Origin of the sequence: Pacificibacter sp. AS14 (genome assembly GCF_038899935.1) — a bacterium.
Lineage (GTDB): Bacteria > Pseudomonadota > Alphaproteobacteria > Rhodobacterales > Rhodobacteraceae > Celeribacter.
This window is the reverse complement of the sequence record NZ_JBBMQI010000007.1, coordinates 135341-160536: the sequence shown is the minus strand read 5'-3', so window position 1 is coordinate 160536 and position 25196 is coordinate 135341. Positions and strand designations below refer to the sequence as shown.

The 25196-nt window shown below is 52.2% G+C and carries 22 protein-coding genes and 2 pseudogenes; 11 read left to right on the top strand and 13 right to left on the bottom strand.

From position 1 onward, the window contains the following. Window positions 1–282 precede the first annotated feature (282 nt). The 5 genes from WNY38_RS09475 to WNY38_RS09455 form a co-directional block, all read right to left on the bottom strand. Window positions 283–1683, bottom strand: a complete 1401-nt coding sequence (locus WNY38_RS09475) for a TRAP transporter large permease (RefSeq protein ID WP_342857093.1) — start codon at window positions 1681–1683, stop codon at window positions 283–285. Between the two features lie 12 nt (window positions 1684–1695). Beyond that, window positions 1696–2328: a TRAP transporter small permease gene (locus WNY38_RS09470; protein ID WP_342857092.1), complete on the bottom strand. Its 633-nt coding sequence runs from the start codon at window positions 2326–2328 to the stop codon at window positions 1696–1698. Window positions 2329–2415: 87 nt separating this feature from the next. After that, window positions 2416–3426: a TRAP transporter substrate-binding protein DctP gene (gene dctP, locus WNY38_RS09465; protein WP_342857091.1), complete on the bottom strand. Its 1011-nt coding sequence runs from the start codon at window positions 3424–3426 to the stop codon at window positions 2416–2418. Window positions 3427–3576: 150 nt separating this feature from the next. Continuing rightward, window positions 3577–4917 (bottom strand): sigma-54 dependent transcriptional regulator, encoded by a 1341-nt coding sequence (locus WNY38_RS09460; RefSeq protein WP_342857090.1) that lies wholly within the window; start codon window positions 4915–4917, stop codon window positions 3577–3579. After that, window positions 4914–6647, bottom strand: a complete 1734-nt coding sequence (locus WNY38_RS09455; RefSeq protein ID WP_342857089.1) for an ATP-binding protein — start codon at window positions 6645–6647, stop codon at window positions 4914–4916. The genes WNY38_RS09460 and WNY38_RS09455 overlap by 4 nt, the downstream gene beginning before the upstream one ends. Window positions 6648–6793: 146 nt before the next feature. On the opposite strand from WNY38_RS09455, the gene WNY38_RS09450 reads away from it, so the two are divergent. Next, window positions 6794–7978 carry an AMP-binding protein gene (locus WNY38_RS09450; RefSeq protein ID WP_342857088.1) on the top strand — a complete coding sequence of 395 codons (1185 nt, stop codon included), beginning with the start codon at window positions 6794–6796 and terminating at the stop codon, window positions 7976–7978. Further along, complete coding sequence (locus WNY38_RS09445; RefSeq protein WP_342857087.1) at window positions 7975–9081, top strand: thiolase family protein; 1107 nt, start codon at window positions 7975–7977, stop codon at window positions 9079–9081. The genes WNY38_RS09450 and WNY38_RS09445 overlap by 4 nt, the downstream gene beginning before the upstream one ends. Here WNY38_RS09445 and WNY38_RS09440 read toward each other — a convergent pair. From WNY38_RS09440 to WNY38_RS09420, 5 genes are all read right to left on the bottom strand, one after another. After that, on the bottom strand, window positions 9078–9764 hold the full coding sequence (locus tag WNY38_RS09440) for a nitroreductase (RefSeq protein ID WP_342857086.1): 687 nt from the start codon (window positions 9762–9764) through the stop codon (window positions 9078–9080). The genes WNY38_RS09445 and WNY38_RS09440 overlap by 4 nt on opposite strands. Continuing rightward, window positions 9761–10306 carry a biotin transporter BioY gene (locus WNY38_RS09435; protein WP_342857085.1) on the bottom strand — a complete coding sequence of 182 codons (546 nt, stop codon included), beginning with the start codon at window positions 10304–10306 and terminating at the stop codon, window positions 9761–9763. The genes WNY38_RS09440 and WNY38_RS09435 overlap by 4 nt, the downstream gene beginning before the upstream one ends. 19 nt (window positions 10307–10325) lie before the next feature. Then, window positions 10326–10922, bottom strand: coding sequence for an energy-coupling factor transporter transmembrane component T (locus WNY38_RS09430; protein ID WP_342857084.1), 597 nt, complete (start codon window positions 10920–10922; stop codon window positions 10326–10328). Then, window positions 10897–11637 (bottom strand): ABC transporter ATP-binding protein, encoded by a 741-nt coding sequence (locus WNY38_RS09425; protein WP_342857083.1) that lies wholly within the window; start codon window positions 11635–11637, stop codon window positions 10897–10899. The genes WNY38_RS09430 and WNY38_RS09425 overlap by 26 nt, the downstream gene beginning before the upstream one ends. Before the next feature lie 320 nt (window positions 11638–11957). Next, window positions 11958–12335, bottom strand: a complete 378-nt coding sequence (locus WNY38_RS09420; RefSeq protein WP_342857082.1) for an XRE family transcriptional regulator — start codon at window positions 12333–12335, stop codon at window positions 11958–11960. Between the two features lie 95 nt (window positions 12336–12430). On the opposite strand from WNY38_RS09420, the gene WNY38_RS09415 reads away from it, so the two are divergent. From WNY38_RS09415 to WNY38_RS09400, 4 genes are read left to right on the top strand one after another with little or no spacing between them, the layout of a single operon-like run. Further along, window positions 12431–13990 carry a recombinase family protein gene (locus WNY38_RS09415; protein WP_342857101.1) on the top strand — a complete coding sequence of 520 codons (1560 nt, stop codon included), beginning with the start codon at window positions 12431–12433 and terminating at the stop codon, window positions 13988–13990. Continuing rightward, window positions 13987–14274 (top strand): ParB N-terminal domain-containing protein, encoded by a 288-nt coding sequence (locus WNY38_RS09410; RefSeq protein WP_342857081.1) that lies wholly within the window; start codon window positions 13987–13989, stop codon window positions 14272–14274. Before WNY38_RS09415 ends, WNY38_RS09410 begins: the two co-directional genes overlap by 4 nt. Further along, entirely contained in the window at window positions 14274–14882 is a 609-nt protein-coding gene (locus WNY38_RS09405) for a plasmid partitioning protein RepB C-terminal domain-containing protein (protein ID WP_342857080.1), read from the top strand. The genes WNY38_RS09410 and WNY38_RS09405 overlap by 1 nt, the downstream gene beginning before the upstream one ends. Beyond that, window positions 14872–15783: a plasmid partitioning protein RepB C-terminal domain-containing protein gene (locus WNY38_RS09400; RefSeq protein ID WP_342857079.1), complete on the top strand. Its 912-nt coding sequence runs from the start codon at window positions 14872–14874 to the stop codon at window positions 15781–15783. Before WNY38_RS09405 ends, WNY38_RS09400 begins: the two co-directional genes overlap by 11 nt. 136 nt (window positions 15784–15919) lie before the next feature. Here the strand turns inward: WNY38_RS09400 and WNY38_RS09395 are convergent, their stop codons facing one another. Beyond that, on the bottom strand, window positions 15920–16060 hold the full coding sequence (locus tag WNY38_RS09395; protein WP_342857078.1) for a hypothetical protein: 141 nt from the start codon (window positions 16058–16060) through the stop codon (window positions 15920–15922). A 746-nt stretch (window positions 16061–16806) separates the two neighbouring features. After that, window positions 16807–17330 (bottom strand): annotated as a pseudogene (locus WNY38_RS09390) (DDE-type integrase/transposase/recombinase); the annotation flags it as partial. A 241-nt stretch (window positions 17331–17571) separates the two neighbouring features. Between WNY38_RS09390 and WNY38_RS09385 the strand changes: the two are divergent. From WNY38_RS09385 to WNY38_RS09365, 5 genes and pseudogenes are all read left to right on the top strand, one after another. Continuing rightward, on the top strand, window positions 17572–19074 hold the full coding sequence (locus WNY38_RS09385; protein WP_342857077.1) for a hypothetical protein: 1503 nt from the start codon (window positions 17572–17574) through the stop codon (window positions 19072–19074). Next, on the top strand, window positions 19071–20105 hold the full coding sequence (locus tag WNY38_RS09380; protein WP_342857076.1) for an OmpA family protein: 1035 nt from the start codon (window positions 19071–19073) through the stop codon (window positions 20103–20105). The genes WNY38_RS09385 and WNY38_RS09380 overlap by 4 nt, the downstream gene beginning before the upstream one ends. Beyond that, on the top strand, window positions 20102–21415 hold the full coding sequence (locus WNY38_RS09375; protein ID WP_342857075.1) for an EH signature domain-containing protein: 1314 nt from the start codon (window positions 20102–20104) through the stop codon (window positions 21413–21415). The genes WNY38_RS09380 and WNY38_RS09375 overlap by 4 nt, the downstream gene beginning before the upstream one ends. Beyond that, window positions 21412–24588 carry a DEAD/DEAH box helicase gene (locus WNY38_RS09370; RefSeq protein ID WP_342857074.1) on the top strand — a complete coding sequence of 1059 codons (3177 nt, stop codon included), beginning with the start codon at window positions 21412–21414 and terminating at the stop codon, window positions 24586–24588. The genes WNY38_RS09375 and WNY38_RS09370 overlap by 4 nt, the downstream gene beginning before the upstream one ends. A 123-nt stretch (window positions 24589–24711) precedes the next feature. After that, window positions 24712–24989, top strand: a pseudogene (locus tag WNY38_RS09365) (transposase); the annotation flags it as partial. Here WNY38_RS09365 and WNY38_RS09360 read toward each other — a convergent pair. Then, window positions 24892–25149 (bottom strand): hypothetical protein, encoded by a 258-nt coding sequence (locus tag WNY38_RS09360; RefSeq protein WP_342857073.1) that lies wholly within the window; start codon window positions 25147–25149, stop codon window positions 24892–24894. The pseudogene WNY38_RS09365 and the gene WNY38_RS09360 sit on opposite strands and share 98 nt — an antisense overlap. Between the last annotated feature and the right edge of the window lie 47 nt (window positions 25150–25196).

The window sequence follows — 25196 nt, the reverse complement described above, 5'->3', positions numbered from 1 at the left end:
TTCAACCCGTCCACATCGTCTCGCTTCCGGTAAGGGGGGTTCTAAGGCTAACAAACAAAGCCCGCAAGCCCTTTTTATGGTTTTCCATATGTTAACTGCATTTTTTGTTCTAAACCCCTTATTTTATTGGCTTTACTGCACAAAAAATCTTCGATTTATGTTCTGATATTGAGGAGAATTTGGGTTTGTCACATCAATGTCGCGTGAATCACATGGAAAGCGGTAGTGTTCGTGCCTCAAAAGGCAGAAATGCGAGTCGGAAAACCGACTCGCATCATTGATTTAGGCCTGCATTGGCAGCCAAAGGACGATCATCGGGAAGGCGACTAGCAAAGCGATGGTGATGGCATCTGCGATAAAGAAAGGCGTCACACCTTTGAACACGTCTTGCACGGTAAGATCATCACGTACCCCAGCCACAACGAAACAATTGAGGCCGATAGGGGGTGTGATCAGACAGAACTCCGCCATCTTGACCACCAGAATACCAAACCAGATCGCACACATCGGACCAGACATCCCGAAGGCACTGTCAGCAGCTGACACCAACTCACCGCCATTGAGCGCCATAACTGCGGGATAGACCACAGGTAAGGTCAGCAGCATCATGCCAATTGCATCCATGAACATGCCCAGCACAGCATAAGCCAGCAGGATACAGATCAGGATCATCAAAGGCGGCATCGACAATGTACCTAGCCAATCAGAGAAGGCGCCGGGTAGATCTGCGAAGCCAAGAAAGCGTACATATATAAGAACGCCCCAAATGATAGTGAAAATCATCACCGTCAATTTAGCCGTTTCCAACAAAGCGCTTTTCAATTCATTCCAACGCATGCCACGGTAAAGCGCCATCAGGAACACAACAAAAGCACCAATCGCACCACCTTCTGTTGGCGTGCCCCAAGCATCGCCGCCAAAGGGATTGTAGACGAACAAGACAATCGTCAACACAACGATCAAAATAGGCGCAGCAGCAGGCAAGCATTCAAAACGTTCGCGCCAAGTGAACCCACCAACGGATGGGCCGAAGCCTTTGATCGTCATGGCCAAGCCGATGATCAACAAAGCATAGATCAAAGCCGAAAACATGCCTGGGATGAAGCCCGCCAACAAAAGCTTGCCCACGTCTTGTTCCACGATAATGGCGTAAATCACGAGGATCGCAGAGGGCGGAATGAGAGAGGCCAATGTGCCCCCTGCCGCCACAACACCCGCGGCAAAGCGTTTGTCATAGCCTGCATCCAACATCTCAGGGATCGCTATGCGCGCAAATACGGCTGATGTGGCAACCGAAGCCCCTGACACAGCGGCAAATCCCGCGGTGGCAAAGATCGTCGCCACGGCCAAACCACCGGGCACCCAAGCGATCCAACGTTTGGCCGCCGTAAACAGCGCTTTTGTCAGGCCTGCGTAATAGGCCAAATAACCGATCAGGATAAACGTGGGGATCAAACTCAACGCTTGACTTGAGACTTTCGAATGCGGCACCTGCCCCGCTGTTTTTGCAGCCACGGTCAAGGCCCAGCCAAAATCATTTGGATCAAAGCCTTTCTTGGCCCAAAAAATCCAGATCAGTCCCACAAGACCAACAGTGCCCGCCGCAAAGGCCACGCGCATGCCCATGATCACCAAGACCAAAAGGCCCAATGAGACAACTATACCAATTTCAATAGGTTCCATATCTCGCGTTCCTTATTCATCATGGCCAGAGACCGTGCTGGCCTCCAGCGCGGCTTGGGTCGCGACATCTATGGGCAGCGGAACCGCAACTGGTTCCAGCGTGCCAGATACAATCGCTTTTCCGTAACCAATGATCTGCACGACCAATCGCGCGCAAAGTACACAAAAGGCAACGGGCGCCAGTAATTTGGCAGGCCAAATCGGCAAACCGATGTCCATAGAGCTGTCACGGCTCCACAAAGGAGAAGCAAAATCAAAGCTGCGTTGGAAATGCGCCCAAGTGCCCCAGACCATCAACAGCATGAACACCAACATGACCAAGGTTGTCAGCAACTCAAGCGTGAACAACGTCCGCCCTTTGAGCACGCCGACCACCATATCCATCCGAATATGTCCGCCGTCACGTTGCGTGAAGGCGATGCCCATGAAGGCGATCAAAGGCATGGCTTGCTCGATCCAATCCACGTAGCCCGGCAAAGGCTGCCCGAAAAAATTACGTCCTGTCACGGACACAACAGCCAAAAGCATCAAGCTGAACACGGCCAGCCCGCTGATCAAAGCCAAGACGCTTTCCACTTTGTATAGTTTTTGATCGACATAGCTCAGCCAACTGTCGTCGGTGAGCACTGATGCAGAACCAGCCATCTCACGTTCCCCTTTTGATTTTTAAAAATTTCGACCCAAAAGGCCCGCCCTGCATATGCAAGGCGGGCCAGATACTGGTCAGGCAAATTACATGCCGTTTGCGACTTTGCTGATCACGAGATCGTAAAGCTCTTGCGCAGGCAATCCGCGTTTGCTGTTCTCTGCGATCCAAGCCTCAGCTGCTGGCGCTGCTGCAGCCGTTTTAAATGCTTCTAGATCAGCGTCAGAAAAGGTCACTTGCGCGATGCCCTTTTCTTCCAACAAAGGCCACCATGCAGCCATGGTTTTATCGTTGTAGTAAGCGATGTAGTGATCCAACGCTTCATCAACAGACCCATCAAGTGCCGCTTTTTCCGCGTCTGTTAGCGCGTCATAGGCATCGATATTCACAACAACAGGGCAATTCACGGCGCCCGGGTTAAGGTTTGATGTCCACCACGTGGCGTTTTCAACAGTGCCAAAAGACATATGTGCATGCGGTGCGAAAGACGCCGCACGAATAACACCGCTGTCCATCGCTTGGCGTACCTCTGTGGCCGACATTGATGTCGGAACAGCGCCAGCGGCTTCCATAGCAGCACCGATACCACCAGTCGCGCGCACAGTCAGACCTTCAAAATCAGCAATCGAGCTTGGCACATCGCCAAGACCTGCCAAGTTGTACTGCGGCAGAGGCGATGGCATCAAAAGTTTCGCATTCCAGCGCGCCAAATCGGCTTGTACGGCAGGGTGCTGATAAACGGCCATGGAAATATCGCGTTCCATTTCCAAAGAACTGATGCCCAAGAATGGCAATTCCATCACGGTGATGGATGGGTTTTTATCAGCGTGGTAGCCCGCACAGAACTGCGCCATTTCAAACGCGCCGATGGAAATACCATCTAGGTTCTCTCTGTTCTTCGACAGGCCGCCATAAGAAATGTTGAGTGTAAATTCGCCGCCAGTCTTTTCAGACACCAACTCGGCCAGTTTTTCAACATGCTCGGTAAAGGCGCGGCGTTTACCCCAAACAGAAACATTCCATTCGGTTGCCATAGCTTCGCCAGCAAAGCTTACGGCCAAAGCTGCCACAGCAGCACGTCCCAAAAATTTATTCATGATATCCTCCCAAAAGATCATCGGCCGACACATATCGTGCAGCTTGAGGCACATGATCTATTAAGGAACATAACCGCGATACGAAGAAACCCGCGCGCAGACAGCCTTTATCCCTGCGGATTTCCGCAGGGCAAATATAGCGGGTAAAGCCTAAAGAATATCGTCTTTGTTTAGTCCCAATTTGACGATTTTTTCATTCAAGGTCCGCCGTCCGATCCCTAAAGCCTCGGCCACAGCATCCATCCGGCCTTCATGGGCCTTGATCGCTTTGGCAATAAGCTCTCGCTCGAAACTGGCCACCGCTTCGCGCAGCGTGTTGGGCACATCATCAAAAGCGTGATCGGCCTGCAGCGCTTGCGTCACAGACCCAAGACCCCGCTTTGCTGCCAAAACCCGACGTTCGGCCACATTACGCAACTCGCGCACATTGCCCGGCCAATCATGAGCAAGCAAAGCGGCAATGTCTTCTTGGGTCATGTCAGGGGCAGTGACCTCATAGACTTGGGCATACTGCGCCACGAAATGTGTGAACAAAAACGCGATATCATCGCGGCGTTCACGCAAGGACGGCATGTTCAAAGTCACTGTGTTGATCCGAAACAACAGATCGCGGCGCAGCCTGCCATCCATCACCGCATCATCTGGGGACTCGTTGGTGGCAGAAACAACACGCAAATCCAGTTTCACTGGCGTCAGCGCCCCAATCGGAATGGTTTCACGCTGTTCAATGACACGCAAAAGCATCGCCTGAACCTGCATCGGACAGGCGCCTATTTCGTCCAAAAACAACGTTCCGCCTGAGGCACTGATGATTTTACCAGCAGGTCCGCCTTTGATGCCAAACATATCGCGCTCGAAATTCTCGGGCGTCAGTGTTGCACAATTGATTGCAACAAACGCGCCGTCTGAACGCGGCCCTAAATCATGTAAGGCCCGCGCCACCAGTTCTTTGCCCGTGCCGGTTTCGCCCAACAGTAACAGCGGCGCATCGCTGGCAGAGACGTTCAAAATTTCTTCGCGCAGCGCCACCATGTCATCGGTGCGCCCCAAAAACACGCGGTCCAATCCTGACAGCTCCGCCAGCCGTGCTTTCAAACGCTCCGTACCCAGCAGTAACCGGTATTGTTCGGCCGCGTGCCGCAGGATCGTCAATAACCTGCGCGGCTCGTAGGGTTTTTCCACAAAGGAGTAAGCCCCATCCTGCATCGCTTTCACTGCCATGGGAATGTCGCCATGGGCCGAAATCAAAACCAGCGGCGGGGTGCCTTGCTTGGGCAGGCTCGCCAAAAGATCCAACCCCGACATCCCCGGCATGCGCACATCAGAGACGATCACATCGGGGGCAAAACTGGGCAACCTGTCTGCCACTTGGTCCGCGCGCGGCAAAGCCTCGGCCGCAAAGCCCGCGGCTTCCAACAAATCCATCAACGACACCCGCATGGACTTATCATCATCAACAACCAGAACCCGTATCGCTTGAGGATCGTTCATAAGTCGGTCTCCTGATTGGCGTTCACCGTTGTGTCGGCCTGAAATTCGACGCGAAACACGGCACCGCCGTCCGCGCTATTGTGCGCCTGCATCGTGCCGCCATGCTCTTTGACGATACTGGCTGAAATCGCCAAGCCAAGCCCCATCCCGCGACCAGATTCGCGGATGGTCACAAAGGGCTCTTGCAGATCTTCCAAACTCGATTGCCCCAAACCATGCCCCGTATCGCGCAACTCAAACCAAGCAGTTGGACCTGTTTGCCCAACGGTGATATCAAGCTCACGTTTTGGACTGTCCTCGACGGCGTCCACCGCATTGCGCAACAGATTGGTCATCACCTGTTCGATCCGCAATTGCGATCCATGCACAAACACAGGGGTCGGTGACTTGGTGCGACTGAATGCGGCCCCTGCCCCCTCCAAATTCGGTGCGATCAACGCGATGGCTTCGGTCATGGCTTCATCCAAGTTCACGCGTTTCAAATCCGGCGCACCGGGGCGGGCAAAAAATCGCAATTGGCGCGTGATGCCTTCCATCCGATCAACAAGCCCAGACAGTTTTGGCATCACCACAGCACTGGCATTTGCCGACATTTCAGCCGCCGCGATGTGATTGCGAAAGGCAGCAATGGGCTGGCCCAACTCGTGTGTGACAGAGGCCGCCAATTCGCCGAGGGCGGCCAAACGACTGGCCCGTTCCAATTCACCTTGGGCGCGCTGCAAACGCCGTTGCGCCGCCTCGCGCTCAACGATTTCCACTGCAAGCCGTTCGTTCGCGCGACGTAATTCAACTTCTTCCGCTTCAGATTGGCGCAAGGCCGCCCCTATATGCAAGGTTCTCCGAAACTGAAACGCGATCACAAAACCGGCAGCCAAAATAAGGGTCGATACAGCCGCAAGCCAACTCACGGTCGTGATTGGTTCTTCGCTGGTCATATAGTGCAGCACCCAATCGTGCGGCATCTGCGATGTTTTCAAATGCAACAATCTTTGACCATCGATGCGAATACGATCCTGTGCCCCCTGCTGCCAATCCAGTGGCTTAAGCGCTTGATTGGCAAACTGGCGCGCCAAAGTGATGCGGGCAAGTTGTTCATCATTCAGTGGTGACAGCGTGCGATACCGCCATTCCGAATTCGACGCCAAAACCACAACACTGTCGTCGTTTGCCAGCAAAACCTTTTCGCCCGCATCGCGCCAGTCGCGTTCCAATCGCGTTAGATCCAACTTGAGTGCGATCACCCCCAAAATGGTTTCAGACGGCCCAAACACCGGACTTGCAATAAAATAGCCAGGCAACCCCGTGGTGGAGCCGATGCCGTAGAACCGCCCTTGTTCGCCAGTCAGAGCCTGCTGAAAATAGGGGCGAAAGGAATAGTTTTGCCCCACAAAGCTAGCAGGGGTGTGTGCGTTGGAGGCCGCAATGGTTTCGCCATCGGGGCGCATCAAGTAAATTGCATCAACGCCAGCGCGCGCTGCGAATTCGCGCAATCGTAAATTCAAAGTATCGCGCTCCCCGCCGATGGTGGTGGACACAACATGTGGGTCACGCGATAAAACATAGGGAAGATGAGAAAACCGTTCAATTTCGGCCACAACAGTTGAGCGATAAAGCGACAAACGCCCTTCTGCTTTTTGAGTCTCACGCGCCCGCACTGAACCGCCAGCAATCACAAAAGCGATCGCCGCCAAACACAGCGCGGCGCATAGGCTGATAATAAGACTTCTCATATACAATTCATCAGTTCACACAATTGCCGTTGTTTTCAAGTGCGAAACGAAAAGGCCTTACGCGCGGCACATCGTTTTGCCAATTTGCTTGTGCGATGTAGTCTGGTATCAAGGACCGCTTTCCCGTGCTTTTACCTTGGACCAATATGACCCACGCCCGCTCTCATTTTTCATGGTCGCCGTGTTGCGAAATTCGTGTACCTGCGCAGATGAGCCAGCAAAACCAAACGCATTGTGAGGCCACGGCCGCAATGCGCACTTGCATCCAAACGGGCGGGTCGATCCGTGTGACAAATGCACAGCCAAGCGCATTTAAGACCCTAACGCCGCAGTTGTTTTGCGAAACAGGCGGCAGCACAGGTGCGCCAAAAGTCATTGCACGCAGTCATGCGTCTTGGATCGCCAGTTTTGACATCAACCAAAAGCTATTCGACATCACCCAACAAAGTTGCACGGCAGTCTTTGGCGGGATCGGGTATTCATTGGCGCTTTACGGTGTCATCGAAGCCGCACATATCGGCGCTGACATTTGCATGTTGGCAGGGCTTCGTCCTGATGTGCAATGTGATGAAATTTTACGCCAAAACGCGACGCTGCTCTATATTACCCCGACACAACTGGCGATGCTTTGCGCCGCAAACACGTCGTGCCCCTCCATACTTCACATCATAATCGGAGGCGGCGTCTTGCCAGACGGCCTGCGAGGCCTTGTGCGGATAAGCTTTCCAAACGCCGTGATGACACAGTTTTACGGCGCGTCTGAAACCAGTTTTATCACTATCGCCAATACGCTGACGCCAAACGGTTCTGTCGGTGCCCCCTATCCAAACGTGACGCTGCGCTTCACCGATCCTTTGGGCAACGAGACCGAAAACACAGGCGAGGTCTGGGTCAAAAGCCCTTATGTGTTCGACGGATATGATCAAGGCACCAGTGCAGACACGCGCTTCCAAGACGGGTTTGTGACTATCGGTGAATATGGACGCTTGGATGTCGCTGGCCACCTGTACTTGTTAGGTCGCAAAAACCGTATGGTCACTGTGGCCGATCAAAACGTGTTTCCCGAAGAAATCGAAAGCTTTGTCGCGAACCGTTTTGCACCAGAGCATGCCATCGTTTTGGCTCAGCCAGATGCCCTTCGAGGTCACAGATTGATCCTAATAGTCCAAGGCAAAACAGCGTCAGAAGACACAATATTGAAAGCCTGCCGCGACACATTTGGGCCGCTCAAAGCCCCGCGCCGCATGTTGGTCATCGACCCATTGCCATTGCTTACCTCGGGCAAACCCGATTTGATCACTTTGGCAAAATGGCTGGAGGCCCAAACATGACACGTGCCTTTATCATCGCTGCGAAACGCAGCGCGGTGGTGCCGCACGGGGGCGCCTTTGCGGATTACGCGCTGCACGACATCGCAGCCCCTGTGGTGATCGATTGTTTGAATGCTTCGGGCATTGCGCCGACCCAAGTGGATGAACTGATCGCAGGGAATGCCCTTGGCGCGGGCGGCAACCCTGCGCGGCATGTGGCTTTGGCGGCAGGACTGCCGACGCATGTTGCGGGACTGACCTTGGACCGGCAATGTTGCAGCGGTCTGGACGCGCTCAATCTGGCGGACGCTTTGGTGCGATCGGGACAAGCAAATGCGGTCATTGCAGGCGGCGTTGAAAGCTACTCTCGCGCGCCACTCCGCCACGAGACATTTGCCGACGGTCACCCTGCGCGCCCTTATCAGCAAGCGCGCTTTACCCCTTGGCCAGATCGCGATCCATTGATGCAAGATGCTGCCGCAGCCTTGGCAAGCAGGCTTGGCATTTCACGCGCGGATCAAGATTCTTGGGCGATTTTCAGTCATCAAAAGGCTTTGGCCGCGCAAGAGCGAATGGTGCAAGAAATCACCCCGATCAACGGTCAAAATGTTGATCCGTTCAGCCGCAAATTAACTGAAGCCATTGCAGCACGCGCCAAGCCGCTGTCGAGGTCGATCACGGCAGCCAACACAAGCGTTGCCGCCGATGCAGCCGCGTTTTGCCTTGTGGTGTCCCAAAACATTGCCGATGCCTACGATGGGCCAAAAGCCGAAATCATCGCAGGTTGCACCCTTGGCGACACGCCCGACATGCCTGGACTGGCGCCTGTTTTGGCCATCAAACGCGCGCTGAGCCATGTGCAAATTGCACCGGATCAGCTTGCGATGTCTGAAATAATGGAAGCCTATGCGGTGCAAGCCATGGCTTGTGTTCATGGCGCGGGGCTGGATGAAGCGCGCGTGAATATCGGCGGCGGGTCATTGGCGCGCGGGCACCCGATTGGCGCATCAGGTGCGATCAATGCAGTTAGATTGTTTCACGAGCTGACACAAACGGGTGGGTATGGATTGGCCGCTATTGCAGCAGCCGGCGGGCTTGGCACCGCCATGGTCTTACGCGCTTAACTGTCAGTGTCGAAACCATGAAATGTAGTGAACTGGTCCAAATCGTCCCGTTCGGTGCGAAATTGGTTCACGGGGGCCGCGGTGTCTTCAAACCCGAGCGCAATACCGCAGACCACCAGTTCGTCATCGCGTAAACCCAATGCGCTATGCGCAACAGATCCATACTTGGCAATCGCGCCGATGCCTGTCGTGGCATAGCCAAGATCCTGCGCCGCCATGAACAGCGCCATCAAGGACATTCCCAAATCCATAAAACAGCCTTTGCCCATGTCTTTGTGGATGGTGACGATGAGGCCGACAGGTGCATCAAAGAAGCGATAGTTCTTGTCGAACTGCTGTTTACGGCCCTCGAAATCACGGCGATCAATCCCAAGCGCCTCATACAAAGCGTAACCCGCTGCGCGTTGTTTCGCTTTCAAATCAGCAGGCATTGGGTGCGGAAAATAAGAATACTCGGACGTGGAGTTTTGGAATGTCGCGGCGTCATTCAAGGCCTGTGACAGCTGCAAAAGCGACGCCCCCGTCAACGCATGAAAGCGTCCCGGTTGCAAATTACCGCCGCTCGGGGCCAAACGTGCCGCCGATAGAATCCGTGCAACGTCACTTTGTGGCACGGGTGTTGGCAAAAAGTGACGTACAGATTTCCGCGACCCTAGAGCCTCTATGATCGCGGAAGAGCTCATGCGCGCGACAACACGCTGTTGGGACGCGCAGTATACAGTGCGGATGTCACCACACCAGCCAAGATGGCTTTGATCAAATCGCCGGGGATGAAAGCGACAACTAACAAAGTCGCTTCAGGAATGGTTTTATCCAGCACGATCGACAACCCAATCACACCCGATACATAAACCACCAAAATACCGCCAACGACAGAGGCGAAAGCCGCCGTCATGCCCAGCGATCCGAAGCGCAGCTTTTCAACGATAAACCCCGTGACGAATGCGCCAATAGGCCAGCCGACCAAGAACCCTACAGTTGGAGAGGCAAAGACACCAAGGCCACCACGGCCTCCCGCCAACAAAGGCAGACCCAAAGCGACCAAAAGCACAACAAGCAACACCGCAAGAGCGCCGCGTTTTGCGCCCAAAACCGTACCACAGAGCATCACACCCAAAGTCTGTGCCGTGATCGGCACGCCAAACCCCAAAGTGAAAGCAGGGATTAACCCCAAAGCCGCGATCAGTGCCGCAAACAATGCAATCAATGCTAAATTTCGTTCCATACTGTGTCCTCAATCCATTCTAAAGTCCGCCACGTGCCTTGATGGCATCTGCGACATATTCTGCATCATCAATGGCCAACACAGCAAGCGGTACAATCGTCTGCCATTTGGGGCGTTTGCCCGAACGGGCGCGCCACGCGTCAGCCAATTGCATGCCTTTGTATGCCAAAACAGGTGTAAAGCGTACGACCAAAGCAATGCCAAGCTCCAATTGCTTCGTCCTAAGACCAAAGCGTCGCAGGGGCGTGGTCATCCACTGCACCACCGTGATCATATCTGACAGCTTTGTGGTCAATGTCACAAGGTTGGCCATCGCCACGGCATTCAACAGTCTAAGTGAAATGGTGGCCCCTAAAGTGGTGTCTTTTGTTAGGCTATGCCAGATCATCACCACTGCAATAAACGGCCAAAGGCCACGAAGGCGCGTCAAACCAAAGCGCAAGAATGTGCGCCCCGCCAAAGCGTAGATCGCCATCACCAGCGCAAAGACACTCAGGTGAAACATGACACCATTTTGGGCAAAAAGAACCATCGTAGCAAAGCAAAGCGCCATGAGTTTTGGTCCGGCAGGCCAATTGTGGGCGCATGTCCTAATCGGTGAGGTCAGCGATATCATCGGCCTCTCCGATCTTTTGCATCTGGGTTATAAAGTCTGGCAAAACCACTTGAGGCGCGCCCTGCCCACGCAAAGCGCCCTCATCAATCCACAGCACATGATCATATGTGGTGAGCAAATCAGGATCGTGCGAAATGTGAATGATGGCAGATGTGATGCGCTCAAAATACCGCGCGAGTTGCATCTTTGTGGGCAGGTCCAAGCCTGAGAACGGCTCGTCCAAAATCACCACACGCGGTTTCATCGCCAGTACAGACATCAAGCAGACCAGTTGCTTTTGTCCCTGCGACAGCTGATGGATCGCAGCTTTGGCCCAATGTGATTTACCAAACTCTGCCAGTGTTTTTGCCACCATTTCCGCAACCTCGGCTTTGCCAAACCCTTGTTGCAACAGTCCAAAAGCGATCTCTTCTTCGACCGTTGGGAAAATGATTTGATGGTCGGGATTCTGAAACAAAATGCCTACAATGTTGATTGCTGCTTTGCGATTTTTTGCTGGATCAATGTCGCCAATCTGAACCGTGCCTGCACTCGGTTCAACCAAGCCCGCCAATACCCGCGCGAGTGTGGTTTTACCTGACCCATTGCGCCCGACAACGCCAACACGCAGTGCATCCACATGCACCGAAACATCCCGCAAGATCGATTTTTCATCGCGCGTGACAAAGACGTTTTGCAACGCAAACGTGGGGCTATCTTGGGTCTGTTTCACCATGGCGCAGTACAAACCAGTAATCCGAATGAGGGGCAACATTATTTTGCAGACTTGCGCCTCAACACATAGCGGCTCCACCTCGTGAAAATCGAGATGAAGCCGTCTATTATGAATCGAAATGCAATTTCAGGTCCCGTTTGATGAATACTCCAACAGGATAGCCAAAGCGTCTGTAGATTGATCCATAGTATTGCAATGTCACAGTCATAAGCCTTTGAATTCATTCACCCCATAATAATACGGCATTGTAGGCGGTGTTGCAATTTTGGATCCCATAAAATTGCCATTCAAGCGCAAATCTCGAAATTTGGGTCAATAAGCTAGTCTTGGCTGGGTGTTCCCTGCCCTTTAATCATATCAATCGCTTTCAGCATGGTTTGAAGTTCCGCTCGAACCAAATCGAGGCGCACAAACGCATGCGCCTCCCTACGCCCCGCAAGAACGAGCACCGCTGAGAGTACGGCATCAGAGTTCCGCATCAGCTCAATCAGATGTTCTCCAGCTGGCGCATGAGAACCTGAAATCCAGTTTCTCGCAGTCCGTTCACTTACTCCAGTCCACCGCATCATCGTCTTGGTCGCCTGATGTGTGCCGCCCAACTCGCCGGTCAGCGCACTCCAAATCGCGTCACGGTATTCTATCTGTGGATTCGTTTTTTTACCTGCCTTTTGAAAAGTGTTGCCTGTCTTAGGAAACATGTTGCCGCCCTTCCTCTGTTAAAAATGGAACAAGGAATCGCAGACGAGTTGTGCAGATTTAAGAACTCGAACGACGGAGAGCAGAAGCATTGGATTTGTCAGTTAGCGATCATCGTGGGGTTAATGCGCCAAATGCACGCAAGGCAGCACAATACGTCCGCATGTCGACAGACCATCAACGTTACTCGACCGAGAACCAATCAGACGCGATTGCGCGTTACGCTGAAGAACGCGGTTATCAGATCATTGAGACTTATACCGATGCGGGCAAAAGCGGCTTGCGGATTACAGGCCGTGATGGTCTGACACAGCTGCTCGAAGACATCCAAGCTGGGCAGACGGATTTCAAAACCGTTCTTGTCTACGACATCAGCCGTTGGGGTCGGTTTCAAGATGCCGATGAAAGCGCATATTATGAATACATCTGCAAACGTGCAGGCATAGCAGTCGAGTATTGCGCCGAGCAATTTGAGAATGACGGCAGCCCGGTTTCCACCATCGTTAAAGGCGTCAAACGTGCGATGGCTGGCGAGTACAGCCGAGAGCTGTCGCAAAAGGTTTTTGCGGGTCAGTCCCGATTGATCGAGATGGGCTATCGCCAAGGCGGCCCACCAGGGTTTGGTTTGCGGCGGATGCTGATTGACGAAGCCGGCAATCAGAAAGGCGTTCTTGCGCAAGGCGAGCATAAGAGCATTCAAACGGATCGGGTGACACTTGTGCCGGGGCCCGACGATGAAATCGCGGTTGTGAAACAGATCTTCCATAGCTTTGTAGATGACAATCAATCCGAAGCCATGATCGCAGCCGATTTGAACGCGAAGGGCATAAGAACTGATCGGGGCAGGAACTGGACACCGTCTGTGGTGCGCCAGCTTCTTTCAAACGAAAAGTACATCGGCAACAATATCTGGAATCGCAGTTCGTTCAAGTTGAAGCAGCGCCATGTACGCAATGATCCAAATAATTGGGTTAGATCCGAAGGTGCATTTGAAGCGATTGTCGATGCTGGGTTGTTTGCCGCCGCAAAGGCCATATTTGCTGCGAAAGCGCAGCGCTATTCTGACGAAGAAATGCTGGATAGACTGCGAGGCGCACTCGAAACGCATGGGTTCCTATCTGGTATTGTCATCGATGAGGCCAGCACCTTACCGTCCAGCGGCGCGTATCAAAGCAGGTTCGGCAGCTTACTCAGAGCGTACAAATTGGTCGGTTTCACACCAGACAAAGACTATCGATACATCGAGATCAACAAACGTCTGCGAAAAATTCATTCTGGGATAATGTATGAGATGGTGAATAGGATCGAACAGATTGGCGAGCACGTTCAACAAAATGCCAAATTTGGCTTGCTGACCATCAATCATGAATTTTCTGCATCTTTCGTCATTGCCAGATGTACGCAAACCGGTGCCGGGGCGTATCGATGGAACATACGGTTGGATACCGGTCTCTTGCCGGACATCACTGTGGTGGTGCGCATGGATAAGGCCAACGAAACGCCACTCGACTACTACCTGCTCCCGACAGCGGACATAGCACTTCCTAAATTGCGCCTTTCGCAAAGTAATGGCCTTTCGTTCGACGCATACCGCTTTGATGACCTCGCACCTTTCTTCGCCATGTGTGAGCGCACTTCAATCTTGGAGGTCGCATGATGTCTGATACCCCGCAGGAACATACCGAACTGATCGCGGTGGATACGATCACTGTGGTCAATCCTCGTGTACGCAATCAAAAAGTCTTTGATGAAATCGTCGCCAATATCGCTGAGCTTGGCTTGAAACGCCCAATTACAGTTGCTGCCCGCAAAGATGATGAGAGCGGTGTTCTCTCATACGAACTGGTCTGCGGCCAAGGACGATTGGAAGCCTTTAAGGTTCTAAAGCAAGAAAAATCCCGGCTGTCGTCATCACCGCGAATAGCGGAGATTGTCTTGTGATGAGCTTGGTAGAAAACCTCGCGCGAAGACAGCACCACTCACTCGATTTGCTGAGGGACATCAAGCGCCTCAAGGACAGCGGATACTCCGAACGTGAAATCGCCACGAAGACCCAGCTTTCTATCAAATACGTTCACGGCGTCATTCGTCTTTTGGAAAGCCACGAACATCGACTTCTGCGCGCCGTTGAAAGTGGAAAGATCCCTGTGAGCGTCGCTGTCGATATCGCTGAAGCCGATGATGTTGGTGTGCAAGCAGTGTTGCGCCAGGCCTATGAGAGTAAGGTTTTGCGAGGCGGTCGCCTGATGGCGGCGAAACGCTTGGTAGAAGCCCGCAAGAGTTTTGGCAAAGGACGCGGCACCTCGGACAAGAGAACGCGAAAAAACCTTTCGGTCGAAACTTTGCTACGCACATATCAAAACGACGTCGAGAAGAAGAAAATCCTGCTGCGCAAGGCTGGGGCGACCAGAAGCGAAATGCTGTTCTTGACCCATTCCTTGAAAACGCTGTTTTCCGACGAGAACTTTGTCACCCTGTTACGCGCCGAAGGTCTATCCAACATTCCCAAAACCATCGCGGATCGATTGACCCGCATTGATGGACTATGACATGATTTCCGAGCGCAAAGAACATGTGGTTGCCGCCGCATTCGAACGCGATTTGCAGCGCATTACTTTTGATCAGATCGCACCTTTGTATGTGGTTAGCCCGCAAACAAAGGAAACAGTTAAATTCAATCGTATCGCTGCCTCCATTCGGGAAATTGGCCTTGTCGAACCGATCATTGTCTCGCGCGATCAAAGGGACCCAAAGCAATACACGTTGCTCGACGGCCATTTGCGCCTAGAAGTGCTAAAGGACCAAGGTGCTACGAACACGCAGTGCATCATTTCCACCGACGATGAAGCCTTTACCTACAACAAGCGGATCAGCAGGCTTGCAACCATTCAAGAACACAAAATGATCCTGCGCGCGTTAACCCTAGGTGCGTCTGAAGAGCGTTTGGCGAAAGCGCTAAACGTGAACATCAGAACGCTTCAAGAAAAAAGGCGTCTGCTTGATGGCATTTGTCCCGAAGCCGCAGAGATGCTGAAAGACAAGCAGGTTGCACTCACCGGATTTCAAATCCTCAAGAAGATGAAACCGATGCGCCAGATTGAAGCGGCGCACTTGATGGTGACCATGAACAAATATACCATCAACTACGCCCGTTCTTTGTTGGCGGCGACACCCGACAGCCAACTGATAGCAGGTGCAACGCCAAAGAAATTCACAGGCATCTCTCGCGAACAACTTGATCTAATAGAACGAGAGTCCGCCAACCTCGAACGCGAAGTCCGTTTGGTTGAGAACAGCTATGGGGCAGATCATCTCGATCTCGTTTTGGCGCGGGGCTACGTCACGAGATTGGTAAGCAATGAGCGGATCACCAAGTATCTGGCCTTGCACCATGAAGAGTTTCTGCCTGAGTTTGAGAAGATCACTGAGCGGGAGGCGTTTGCCTCCTAGAATGCACAACTGACGCGTTTTGGCTTGGCGACCCGGCCCCATAGAGCGCGGGGACCTCAGGAGACGCCGCACTGTGGCCGCACTGTAGGGCGGATCGAGTGCGGTGGCGGGGGAGCGGCGATCCTGCTTGGGCCCATCATGTCGGACCATATGTCCGACCACCTTGCTCCAAACCGTCTGCGCGTGCCAGCCGATCTTCATCATTTTGCCGGGAACGCGCTTTCAGCCGTTGGCGTTCCTCGAAGTGCAAATATTTGGGTTCGTCTTCACCTGACATGTCCGGTACTTTCCAGCGTATGCGCTATGTATCTCTCTTGGAGACAAAAAAGCACCAGCCAACGCTGGGGCCACCAGATGGAACGCCTTGACGTCGCTGAAGGTCCGTGAGGACGGCGCGAAATGCCTCTTCGCCCTGCGAAGCCACTGAGAACCCTGCTGATCCAGCTGCCAGCCAATCCTCGGCTTGGAATGCCGACAGATTTGCTGCTGGTCCTTGGTTCTTCCTGCGCCGTGTCGCGTACTCTTGGATGCACTTCGTGAGCAGCGCCACCACGCCAGGTTCAAACCGCTGTGTATAGTTCCCTGACTCACTAATACAGCTTCTTAGACCCTCAATCCTAAAACCAGCATCTTCGTAATCCCAAAACCACCGGAGCAATGTTCGGGCCCCTGGTTCGTCAGGGACCGTAATATTTGTTCCCGCCCGCTTTTTCTTGCCTTTCCGTTGAAAGGCCTTCCACTTGGCTGTCACCGCTTGGGTTATATCCGGCAATACCACTTCAATTGACTCATCTGTCCGAACGGCTTCTTTCAATTCGAACGCACGGTGCAAATCATCACAGAAGAGCTTCTTCCAATGCACTTCTTTACGCTCTTCTTCTGGGAGATCCGCATATTGAAGGCCATCATCAATCGCCGGTTTCCGCGACGTGCGAAGGCTGTAACCGTCCCGCTTGTATACCTGAAGTGGTCCTGCTTTTTAGGACAGGTTTGCGGCTCAGCTAAGATGTAATCTGGTTGGTTTCACGCGGCCTTCTGCGTCTGTTCTTTTGTGAAGAACACGTCGTCGGGTGATCGTTTGCCGAGAGCGGTGTGGGGCCGCTCGATGTTGTAGAAGCTGACCCAATCTTTAATCACGCGTTTGGCTTGGAACCCGTCCTGCAATTCATGCAAGTATACGGCTTCCTGTTTGATGGACCGCCACAGCCGTTCGATGAAGATATTGTCCAGATAACGGCCACGCCCATCTATTACCGGCAGTGCATTGGCAAAGCCAATGTCACGAGAGGCATCGAAATTTTGATTTTAGCCTCAGTCAAAGGGGTGATCCAGGCCGCACCAGTGAAATGCGATCCTTGGTCGATGTTCATAATCCCGGGCTTTCCGTATTTTGCGATGGCCTCTTTCAAAGCCTCAACACAGAAGCTGGCGTCCAGCGTATTCGAGAGCCGCCACGCCTCCACCTTGCGCGTGGCCCAGTCCATCATTGCCACCAGATACAAGAAACCACGCCGCACTGGAATGTAGGTGATGTCACTGCACCAAACGTGGTTCGCTTCGAGCGCCACCGTAGCTTTAAACTTGTCTGAAAAACTGCGTCTCTTCGTCATTTGTGTAGCCTGTTTTCAAGGTTGGATACATCTTAGCACGACGTCCAATTTTGCCGGACCACTTCAAAGTTTTGATTTTAAATAAGATTCAAAGATTGACGGCCTTCAAGCAGGGCAGTCTTATGCTCGCGTAGAGAGTGTGGGTAAATGAAACATTTTAGAGCGGTTAAATAATATTATGCAAAATTTTATGGACACCTTGGGCTTGGCCTCAAAAGACTTCATCTTGGGTTTGGCTAAATATCTGACAATTGACTCTGTACCGGGAACCGTCGCTGCAATTATTTTTACGATCGCCAGTGTCATTGTCTTTTTGATGGCTATCATCACTGAGCGGCAAAGACACGCTGTACTTAAACTTACTCGCCTAGTTACCGAAACAAGTGGAGAGCGAGAATTTGCAAAAAACTACGCTTCAATTTGCGCCCGTATCGAAGCATGGCAAGAAAGTGGGCCTCAAGTTCGCCTTGCGGACATTTGGGCTGAGTTTCGTGAGACAGTCATTGAACCAAGTGAAGAGAATGACGGTGTAATACAAAACTCAGAAAGGCCAGATGAGTTTTTCAATTTATACAGCCTTGGATTCGGATTGAGCCGGTGGAGATTCTGGCCAGGTGTTTTGGTTTCGGTTGGTTTGTTTCTAACGTTTCTTGGATTGGTTGCGGCTCTTGTTCAAACCGGTGATCTTTTGAAAAATGCCGGTGATGGCGCTGACTCCGCGGTAATGACAGCGGCTCTAAGTCAATTGCTTGCAGTGGCCTCTGCAAAATTCATCATGTCACTATCTGGTCTGTTCGCCTCCATTCTTGTTGGGTTATCCATCAGGGTATTATCGAGGCGCATTGATGGTCCTGTGGCTACACTTTCACATGCTATTGAACGACGTGTACAATTCCTTAGTCTGGCAGATATTGCACAAAAGCAACTGGGGGAAACGAAGGAGCTGCGCTCCCATCTCTCCAAACTGAATGCAGAGCTTATTTCAGCCCTCTCAGCGCCATTAAAAGAAGCAAGCAACCGTGGCGGCGAAGCAGCCGCGGACATGATGAAGTCTGTTGCAACAGGCGTCTCTGAAAGCTTGAACAAGACGATCGCCGATGCAGGCAATCAGATGGAAAAGGCAGCTGAAGGAATGCGAGATACCACAGTGGGTCTTGATGCAGTATCCCGACGGATTGAGGTGGTTGTACAAGAGTTGGCGAAGGCTGCGGAGGCTCTCGAAAAGGGAGCGACACCTTTGGCTGAAGCGATTTCGGGCACAACAGAGACTGCTCAACTCATTGGGAAAGCGGGTGTTGATCTTGTCGAGAGAGCGGAAGTGTCACTCGGACATCAAACCACCGCTTTGAGCTCAGCGGCTGAAGCGATCAAAGTTCAAATTGAAGCGTTTGAAAGTCGCGCCAAAGCTTACGATGGTGACATGGAGACAGCCCTGAAGGTATATAAGACCAACCTTGATGCAGCGATGACTGAGGTACAGGCGTTCTCTGGTGACGTTCACGGACAGTATGCTGACGCTTTGCAGCGATTACGAGCTGTAATCGAAGGTGCGCGAACATTTTCGCCAGAACCAGAACTAATTCTCGAGGTCACACCGGAACTCGATTCAGGGTCTACGATTGAAGTTGAATATGACAATAATCAACCACCAGCATCATCTAGTCCGTTGACGTCCGAATGAGAAATGCCCGCCATCATGCACGTCACAGCGATGAAGAAGACGAATCCGCATTCATTTCGATGACGGATATGACTGTCAGCATCCTTTTCATTGTCCTGATCCTATTGGCGTTCTTCGCAAGCCAACTTAGGCCGGATCAAACGGTGCCGGTAAGTGAGCATGAACTGGTAATCGAACAATTAGAAGAACGTGAAGTCCAGCTTCAAGAAACTCTCAGCGCGATTGAAGATTTGACTGCCGGAACTATCGATGTTGCGACACTGTTGCAGCTTCGCGAAGAAGTGGTGCGTTTGAAATCCGAGTTGAGCAAGCTCCAAGCACTTGCAGAACAGTCCGAGGATCAAGAGCAAGAGATTTCTGGCTTAAAGGTCGAGTTGCAGACCGCTCACAAGCAACTGAACCTAATTGAAGTCAACCCTCTTCAAAAATACAATAGTGCTGTGGCAGAGGATAGAGTGAACTTATTGACTTCTCTCCGCGATCAGATCGCTTTGGAGTTTCCAGAACTTGGAGTAAGATTGAGCGCTGGCAAGGATGCTTTACAGTTTCAAGGTGAAGGATTGTTCGCTTCTGGCAGCTCTAATTTGTCAGCTGGGAGCCAAACAAAAATCGAACGGATTGCAGAACTCATCCATGCCATTTTACCCTGTTATACATTGGGACAACAGTCTGCTCATAACGAGCAATGCAATCCATCTTTTGCCATAGTAGAAGCTTTGCAAATTGAAGGGCATACAGACAGTGATGGCTCTGCCACAGGCAATGTCGATTTGAGTTCCAAACGTGCCGCAACGACTTACGGCGCGATGATCTCTCACCAACCCGACTTGAACATCCATCAGAATTTAACGAAACAGCCGGTTTTGTCTGTTGCAGGGTATGGTGAGGATCGGCCCGTGATGCAGAATGATAGTCCCGCAGGAAAAAGCGCCAATCGTCGGATTGATTTAAGATTCATTATGCTGCGCCCAGCAAGTGTTGAAAATATAGAACAAATTAAAAAGGGCCTTCAAAGGAGGGATGCCCCATGACAGTTCGCGCATTCATCCCAGCTTTCAGCGGCTCTATAAAACGCGTCCCCAGCAATTCGGGGGCATTCTTTAAGATATGTACTGAAATTGCTGTGGCCTATCAGCGTAAATCAACCATTTCTGTTCAGGACATTCATAACCTTGCTGAGAGCTATACCAAGCGTCTGCCTCAAAATCATTGGGATGGCGCAACCGAAGCTGACGTATCCATCCTGTTACGCGCAGCATGTGCAGGTCGCTTGACCCCGTTCAGAAAACTGCAGAAATTTCTGTTGCAACAAGCCGCACGAACAAGCCGTTCGAATTTGCTCTCAGCGATGTGCGAGGGTTATTTTGAAGGCTGGAAAGAGGATGACCCTCTAACCGTTGAAGTATCTGGGATAATGCAAGATCGGGCGGATAAATTGCCTGATCACTTGGCGCACCTTGTGGGTTCTTTGCCGGAGACATTTGATCCCTCTGCAGGAGCTTTGAAGGTTGCAATGCGTATGGCGCAAGATGACGACCCATTCGAAATGCTAATCTCGTGCGGCTTTACCGATCCTCACGCAATTGGTTTTTGTACCGAAGCATCTCGTCACTTCCTCACTACCTTGCCACCGGTACGAACCCGCGCCGATATGGACCGTTTGATGAGGTGGTGCAGACCGGATGGGGTACTTGGTTTGCAAGGGAAGCAAATGATTGACGTGATCAATCTGTTGCTGCGTCCTTGGATAAGTAACAATCCTGCCAAGACGGATCAAAAATACATAATAGACTTCTTGATGGGCCACTTCGAAGACCCCCGGATTTCTGGTGAGCATATCTGGAAAGATGTTGATCCGGACTGCCGTGGCGTCCTGCTGCGGTGGTTGGCGGGAGACAGCATTATTGCCTTCATGGATATCATATCTGCAGTTGAGCATAAGAACCCAGAGACGTGGCGGATGCGGAGAGAATTCTGGACCCGCCTTTATGATGAGGGCACGGTTTCCGAGGCATGGGTTGCTCTTCATTCAGACGCAGTGGACGAAGCGCAAAGACGATTTGATCGTACGCAGGACATGTCCTTAAAGGCCTACGCAAAACAATCGGGAAAAAAGCGTGATACGTCTCTCTTGATTATGCGCGCAGGAAATAACGTTATCGTTGAAGGATCTCAGAACTACCGGGTTCACATCTTTAAAGAGGGGGCATTGCAGCGCCCACAACTTTACCTTGATGTATATGAAGATGAAAGTATCACGTTGGAGCAAGGCAATCCAAACACCCGAATTCATGACATTCATGGACGCTGGCGCGAATGGGTCAGGGGACGGTTGCAATGACATCACTGATACTCAGCGAGGTCAGAGCAGATTCAATTGTTCTTGTTCCAGCGCAGGCTGCGAAAGGTATCTTTCGTAGGTTCCAGCGCAGTTCTAACCCTGATCTAACTGTAATCCATCAGGATGATCAGGCGCTCACCTACGCTTTGGCGCGTGTGCGATCGCTGGACCCTGACAGGACACAAAGTGTCGTGAAGTCAGATAGCCTGACCTTGTCACACAGGCTTGTTGCCCAGATTGAAGACGCCTTTGCTGCCCCCTTGGGCCTACCGCCATTAATACATGGGCTTTCATTCGCGGCCAAAATGCAAGGCACCATAGGGAGTGCTGATGCGCGTCTTGCTTGGTGGTGGGAGCGCAATGGGCGAAAAGAAAGCGTGCCACGTACTGGGACGATCTTGTTTCCTGAAATTTCAGAACGGCGCATGCGTATCCCCGATGCAATCTATCAGGCGATCAGGCTCGCAGAAAAGTTCGATCCTGCTGCGCCTATTGAATCTCATTGGCGGGCACTTGCAACGTACAAGACATTCTTGGGCAATGCTGCTGGGACAGTGCTTGATCCTTTTTTAGAAGGCCTGAAAATTGTCAGCGTCGGGCGCTTGAGTTTGGAAGTTATTGACCCAGAAGATCACAGGTTCGCTCCCATACCTGTTTCGACGAACGAAGACGAGTTCCTGTTGTCGCCTTCCAACACACTGAGCTTTCAAGCCGCGGTGAACAGTCGAGGTGAACAGCCGACGTACCGCCTTGCAGATGGCACCTTCGCGGTCATTGACCGCTCAGCGGCGCCCGTTCTTAAAGTGATCGCCGACGCTATGAAAGACGACATAGAAGGCCGTAAATCGTTTATCGATGATGCCCCTCGCCTGATTGCTGAGGCGGTCGAACAACAGTTCCGTGATACTGGCACAATAACCGATGAAACCCCGCCGGAAACGGCGGTCGAACTGGTTGAACGCACTGTCGACGAAGGTTGGACTGAAACGACAGGCTGGTCTGACCGTGTTATTGGGGTCGGCGTTGTAGCGCCAGCACCTTCAGAGATTGACGAAGGGAGTGGCCTGCCGTGGCTGCCGCCGACGATGTCGCCGACTGTGGGAGAATGTCTCGGTGCGCTTGCGGACGAAGAAGTCAGTGACACAATCTTGATGCTACAGCGCGCGTTACTTGCTGGGGACAAGTCTTTGGATTTGCACACGGGAACAGTGCCCGTCACTGCAGAGGTCATCGAAGCGTTAAAGCGCCGCGAGGCATTGCTTTCAGAACCTGCACCGATAGCTGCAGAGCCAGCCGAAGCATATCTTCCGATTGTTCACGCAAACCTTCATGATCTGGACTATTTTGCCGATGTTCAGCCCCGCAGCGGGTCAGAAACAAAATTGCCCGAGGCTGTGTCGGCAGATTTGCGTGGCTATCAAACAAACTCGTTCTTCTGGCAGGTCGACGCTTGGAAAGCCGGACTTCCCGGTGTATTGAACGCCGATGAGCAAGGCTTGGGTAAGACATTGCAAACATTGTCGTTTTTGTCGTGGCTGAACCACCAAATGGAGATCGGAGAGGTTGAGCCGGCCCCGGTTCTGATTGTTGCGCCGACCTCTCTGTTGCGCAACTGGCAGGCAGAGATTAATTTGCATTTGGCGCAGAATGCACTTGGCCCTATCCACCAGCTTTATGGAACGGCCCTGTCTGGATGGCGTAACGACAGAGCGCGTGGAAAAGATATTGGCGACGGCACCTCGCATCTTGACCTGTCGTTACTACATGGCAAACGCGGTGTCATTATTACAACATATCAAACGCTGGCGAATTATGCAGTCAGCTTTGCAGGTCTAAAATGTGCAACCGCTGTGTTTGATGAAATGCAGTTTATCAAAAACCCCCGCACCCAACGCGCGCAGGCTGCCAAAGCTGTGCAGGCAGATTTCTGGATTGGATTGACGGGAACTCCAATTGAAAACAAGACACAGGATCTGTGGTCAATTTTGGACGTTATTTGCCCCGGCGCACTGGGGCCGTTGGCCACGTTCAATCGGGTGTTTGCGAAACCGTCCGCAAACCGACTGGCGCAACTTCAACAAGCGTTGTTTCAAAAGAGCAGAACGCGCCCTGCTCTATGTCTTCGACGTACGAAGATTGAGGCGGATCCAACTATTCCCCCAAAAGTACGAATCATGTATCCACGCCAAATGCCTCCGGCACAGGCGATCCGCTATAATGAGGCACGTGCAAAACAAGGCGGTATTCTTCAGGTATTACAACACATACGTCGGATATCTGCGCATCCGGGAATGATCGAAGGTGAGTTAATTAACGATTTTGTGGGGGCCTCAGCTCGGACAAGTGTTGCAATGGATGTTCTGCGCTTCGTAAAATCTAAAGGTGAGCGTGCGCTGGTATTTGTGGAAAATCGAGACATCCAAGCTTGGTTTATCGAAATCCTCAACCTTGAATTCGACCTGAACGTCATGTTGATCAACGGCGATACTTCAATTGATGACCGCCAGTGGATTACAGAACGCTTTCAGCGAGATCGGGGCGGCGACGACGGATTTGACGTGCTTGTTCTGGGGCCGCGTGCGGCTGGCACAGGTTTGACCCTGACCGCTGCAAATCACGTTGTTCACCTGACGCGCTGGTGGAATCCTGCGGTCGAAGAGCAATGCAACGATCGGACTCATCGCATCGGCCAGAGCCGCCCTGTAACTGTTCATCTCCCAATGGCCGTGCATCCCGATCTTGGGCCAGCGTCTTTTGATTGCCTGCTACATCGTTTGATCTCCCGCAAAATTGGCTTGGCATCCAATGTGTTGCGGCCCTCAGATGTTGATGAGTACGATCTAAAGCAATTGCATGACGCATCTGTTTTGGGCCGTGTTGTCGATGAGGCACCACAGACCTTCTCACTTGCTGACGGTTTGCCAGACCGATCTGACATTCGGATCACCAGCTTGGCGGATGATATCATCAGGGTGTCCTCAAATGACTGGCCAAATAGACTTGTGGTCGCTGCATACAAAGACATCGCAACACTATCCCCCTATGTTGATAAACATACAGACCATGTCATTTCAATAATGCCCCCGGACGAAAGCGGAGTATTAGAAGGACATGTTCCAGCAACGGCGGTAAAAGACAGTCGCCTCTGGCCTGACTTCCTTGTTCCGTTTTGATAAAGTAGGCTGTAAGCGATGCGCAGCCCCCACCTTCCTTGTGAGACCTTGATCGGAGATCCAGCCTTATTTGATGGATTATCAAAGAGGTTCTCTATGGAGCGCTGATAATGTCCCGAGAAGGGGATCAGCTCAGCGACGTTCTATAAATACAAATCGAAGTATGGTGGCATGGAACCGTCGGATGCGAAGCGATTGCGTGCGCTTGAGGATGAGAATGGCAAGCTGAAGAAGCTCTTGGCTGAACAGATTCTCGACAACGCGATGTTGCTAGACATCAATTCAAAAAAATGGTGACGCCTGCTAGGAAGCGGCAAGCGGTGGTTCATCTGTGCAAAGCGCACGGTGTGAGCCATCGGCGGGCGTGTGATGTGCTGCAGATTGATCGGTCAACTGTGCGGTAGTCGCCCGAGCCTTTTCGGTCACAGGATACACATTGCCCAAGGCGCAGGCATTTTTGCGGTAATCGACAATGAACTGCTTCAGTCGGTTCTCGACTTCATATCGTGTGGAAGCCCCCTGATTTGGGAACGTGACGTCGGAGAATGGAATGCGTGGCATTGGATGTCCTCTCTGAGCCAGCACGCCAATAGTATGGCGGCCAGCAT

Excerpts from the sequence above, each read along its gene's own strand:
- WNY38_RS09370 (WP_342857074.1), top strand. The coding sequence starts at position 21,412 with ATGACATCACTGATACTCAGCGAGGTCAGAGCAGATTCAATTGTTCTT.
- WNY38_RS09420 (WP_342857082.1), bottom strand. The coding sequence starts at position 12,335 with ATGTTTCCTAAGACAGGCAACACTTTTCAAAAGGCAGGTAAAAAAACG.
- WNY38_RS09435 (WP_342857085.1), bottom strand. The coding sequence starts at position 10,306 with ATGGAACGAAATTTAGCATTGATTGCATTGTTTGCGGCACTGATCGCG.
- WNY38_RS09375 (WP_342857075.1), top strand. The coding sequence starts at position 20,102 with ATGACAGTTCGCGCATTCATCCCAGCTTTCAGCGGCTCTATAAAACGC.
- WNY38_RS09475 (WP_342857093.1), bottom strand. The coding sequence starts at position 1,683 with ATGGAACCTATTGAAATTGGTATAGTTGTCTCATTGGGCCTTTTGGTC.
- WNY38_RS09430 (WP_342857084.1), bottom strand. The coding sequence starts at position 10,922 with ATGATATCGCTGACCTCACCGATTAGGACATGCGCCCACAATTGGCCT.
- WNY38_RS09395 (WP_342857078.1), bottom strand. The coding sequence starts at position 16,060 with ATGTCAGGTGAAGACGAACCCAAATATTTGCACTTCGAGGAACGCCAA.
- WNY38_RS09360 (WP_342857073.1), bottom strand. The coding sequence starts at position 25,149 with ATGCCACGCATTCCATTCTCCGACGTCACGTTCCCAAATCAGGGGGCT.
- WNY38_RS09400 (WP_342857079.1), top strand. The coding sequence starts at position 14,872 with ATGGACTATGACATGATTTCCGAGCGCAAAGAACATGTGGTTGCCGCC.
- WNY38_RS09455 (WP_342857089.1), bottom strand. The coding sequence starts at position 6,647 with ATGAGAAGTCTTATTATCAGCCTATGCGCCGCGCTGTGTTTGGCGGCG.
- WNY38_RS09445 (WP_342857087.1), top strand. The coding sequence starts at position 7,975 with ATGACACGTGCCTTTATCATCGCTGCGAAACGCAGCGCGGTGGTGCCG.
- WNY38_RS09440 (WP_342857086.1), bottom strand. The coding sequence starts at position 9,764 with ATGAGCTCTTCCGCGATCATAGAGGCTCTAGGGTCGCGGAAATCTGTA.
- dctP (WP_342857091.1), bottom strand. The coding sequence starts at position 3,426 with ATGAATAAATTTTTGGGACGTGCTGCTGTGGCAGCTTTGGCCGTAAGC.
- WNY38_RS09410 (WP_342857081.1), top strand. The coding sequence starts at position 13,987 with ATGATGTCTGATACCCCGCAGGAACATACCGAACTGATCGCGGTGGAT.
- WNY38_RS09380 (WP_342857076.1), top strand. The coding sequence starts at position 19,071 with ATGAGAAATGCCCGCCATCATGCACGTCACAGCGATGAAGAAGACGAA.
- WNY38_RS09460 (WP_342857090.1), bottom strand. The coding sequence starts at position 4,917 with ATGAACGATCCTCAAGCGATACGGGTTCTGGTTGTTGATGATGATAAG.
- WNY38_RS09385 (WP_342857077.1), top strand. The coding sequence starts at position 17,572 with ATGCAAAATTTTATGGACACCTTGGGCTTGGCCTCAAAAGACTTCATC.
- WNY38_RS09470 (WP_342857092.1), bottom strand. The coding sequence starts at position 2,328 with ATGGCTGGTTCTGCATCAGTGCTCACCGACGACAGTTGGCTGAGCTAT.
- WNY38_RS09425 (WP_342857083.1), bottom strand. The coding sequence starts at position 11,637 with ATGGTGAAACAGACCCAAGATAGCCCCACGTTTGCGTTGCAAAACGTC.
- WNY38_RS09450 (WP_342857088.1), top strand. The coding sequence starts at position 6,794 with ATGACCCACGCCCGCTCTCATTTTTCATGGTCGCCGTGTTGCGAAATT.
- WNY38_RS09405 (WP_342857080.1), top strand. The coding sequence starts at position 14,274 with ATGAGCTTGGTAGAAAACCTCGCGCGAAGACAGCACCACTCACTCGAT.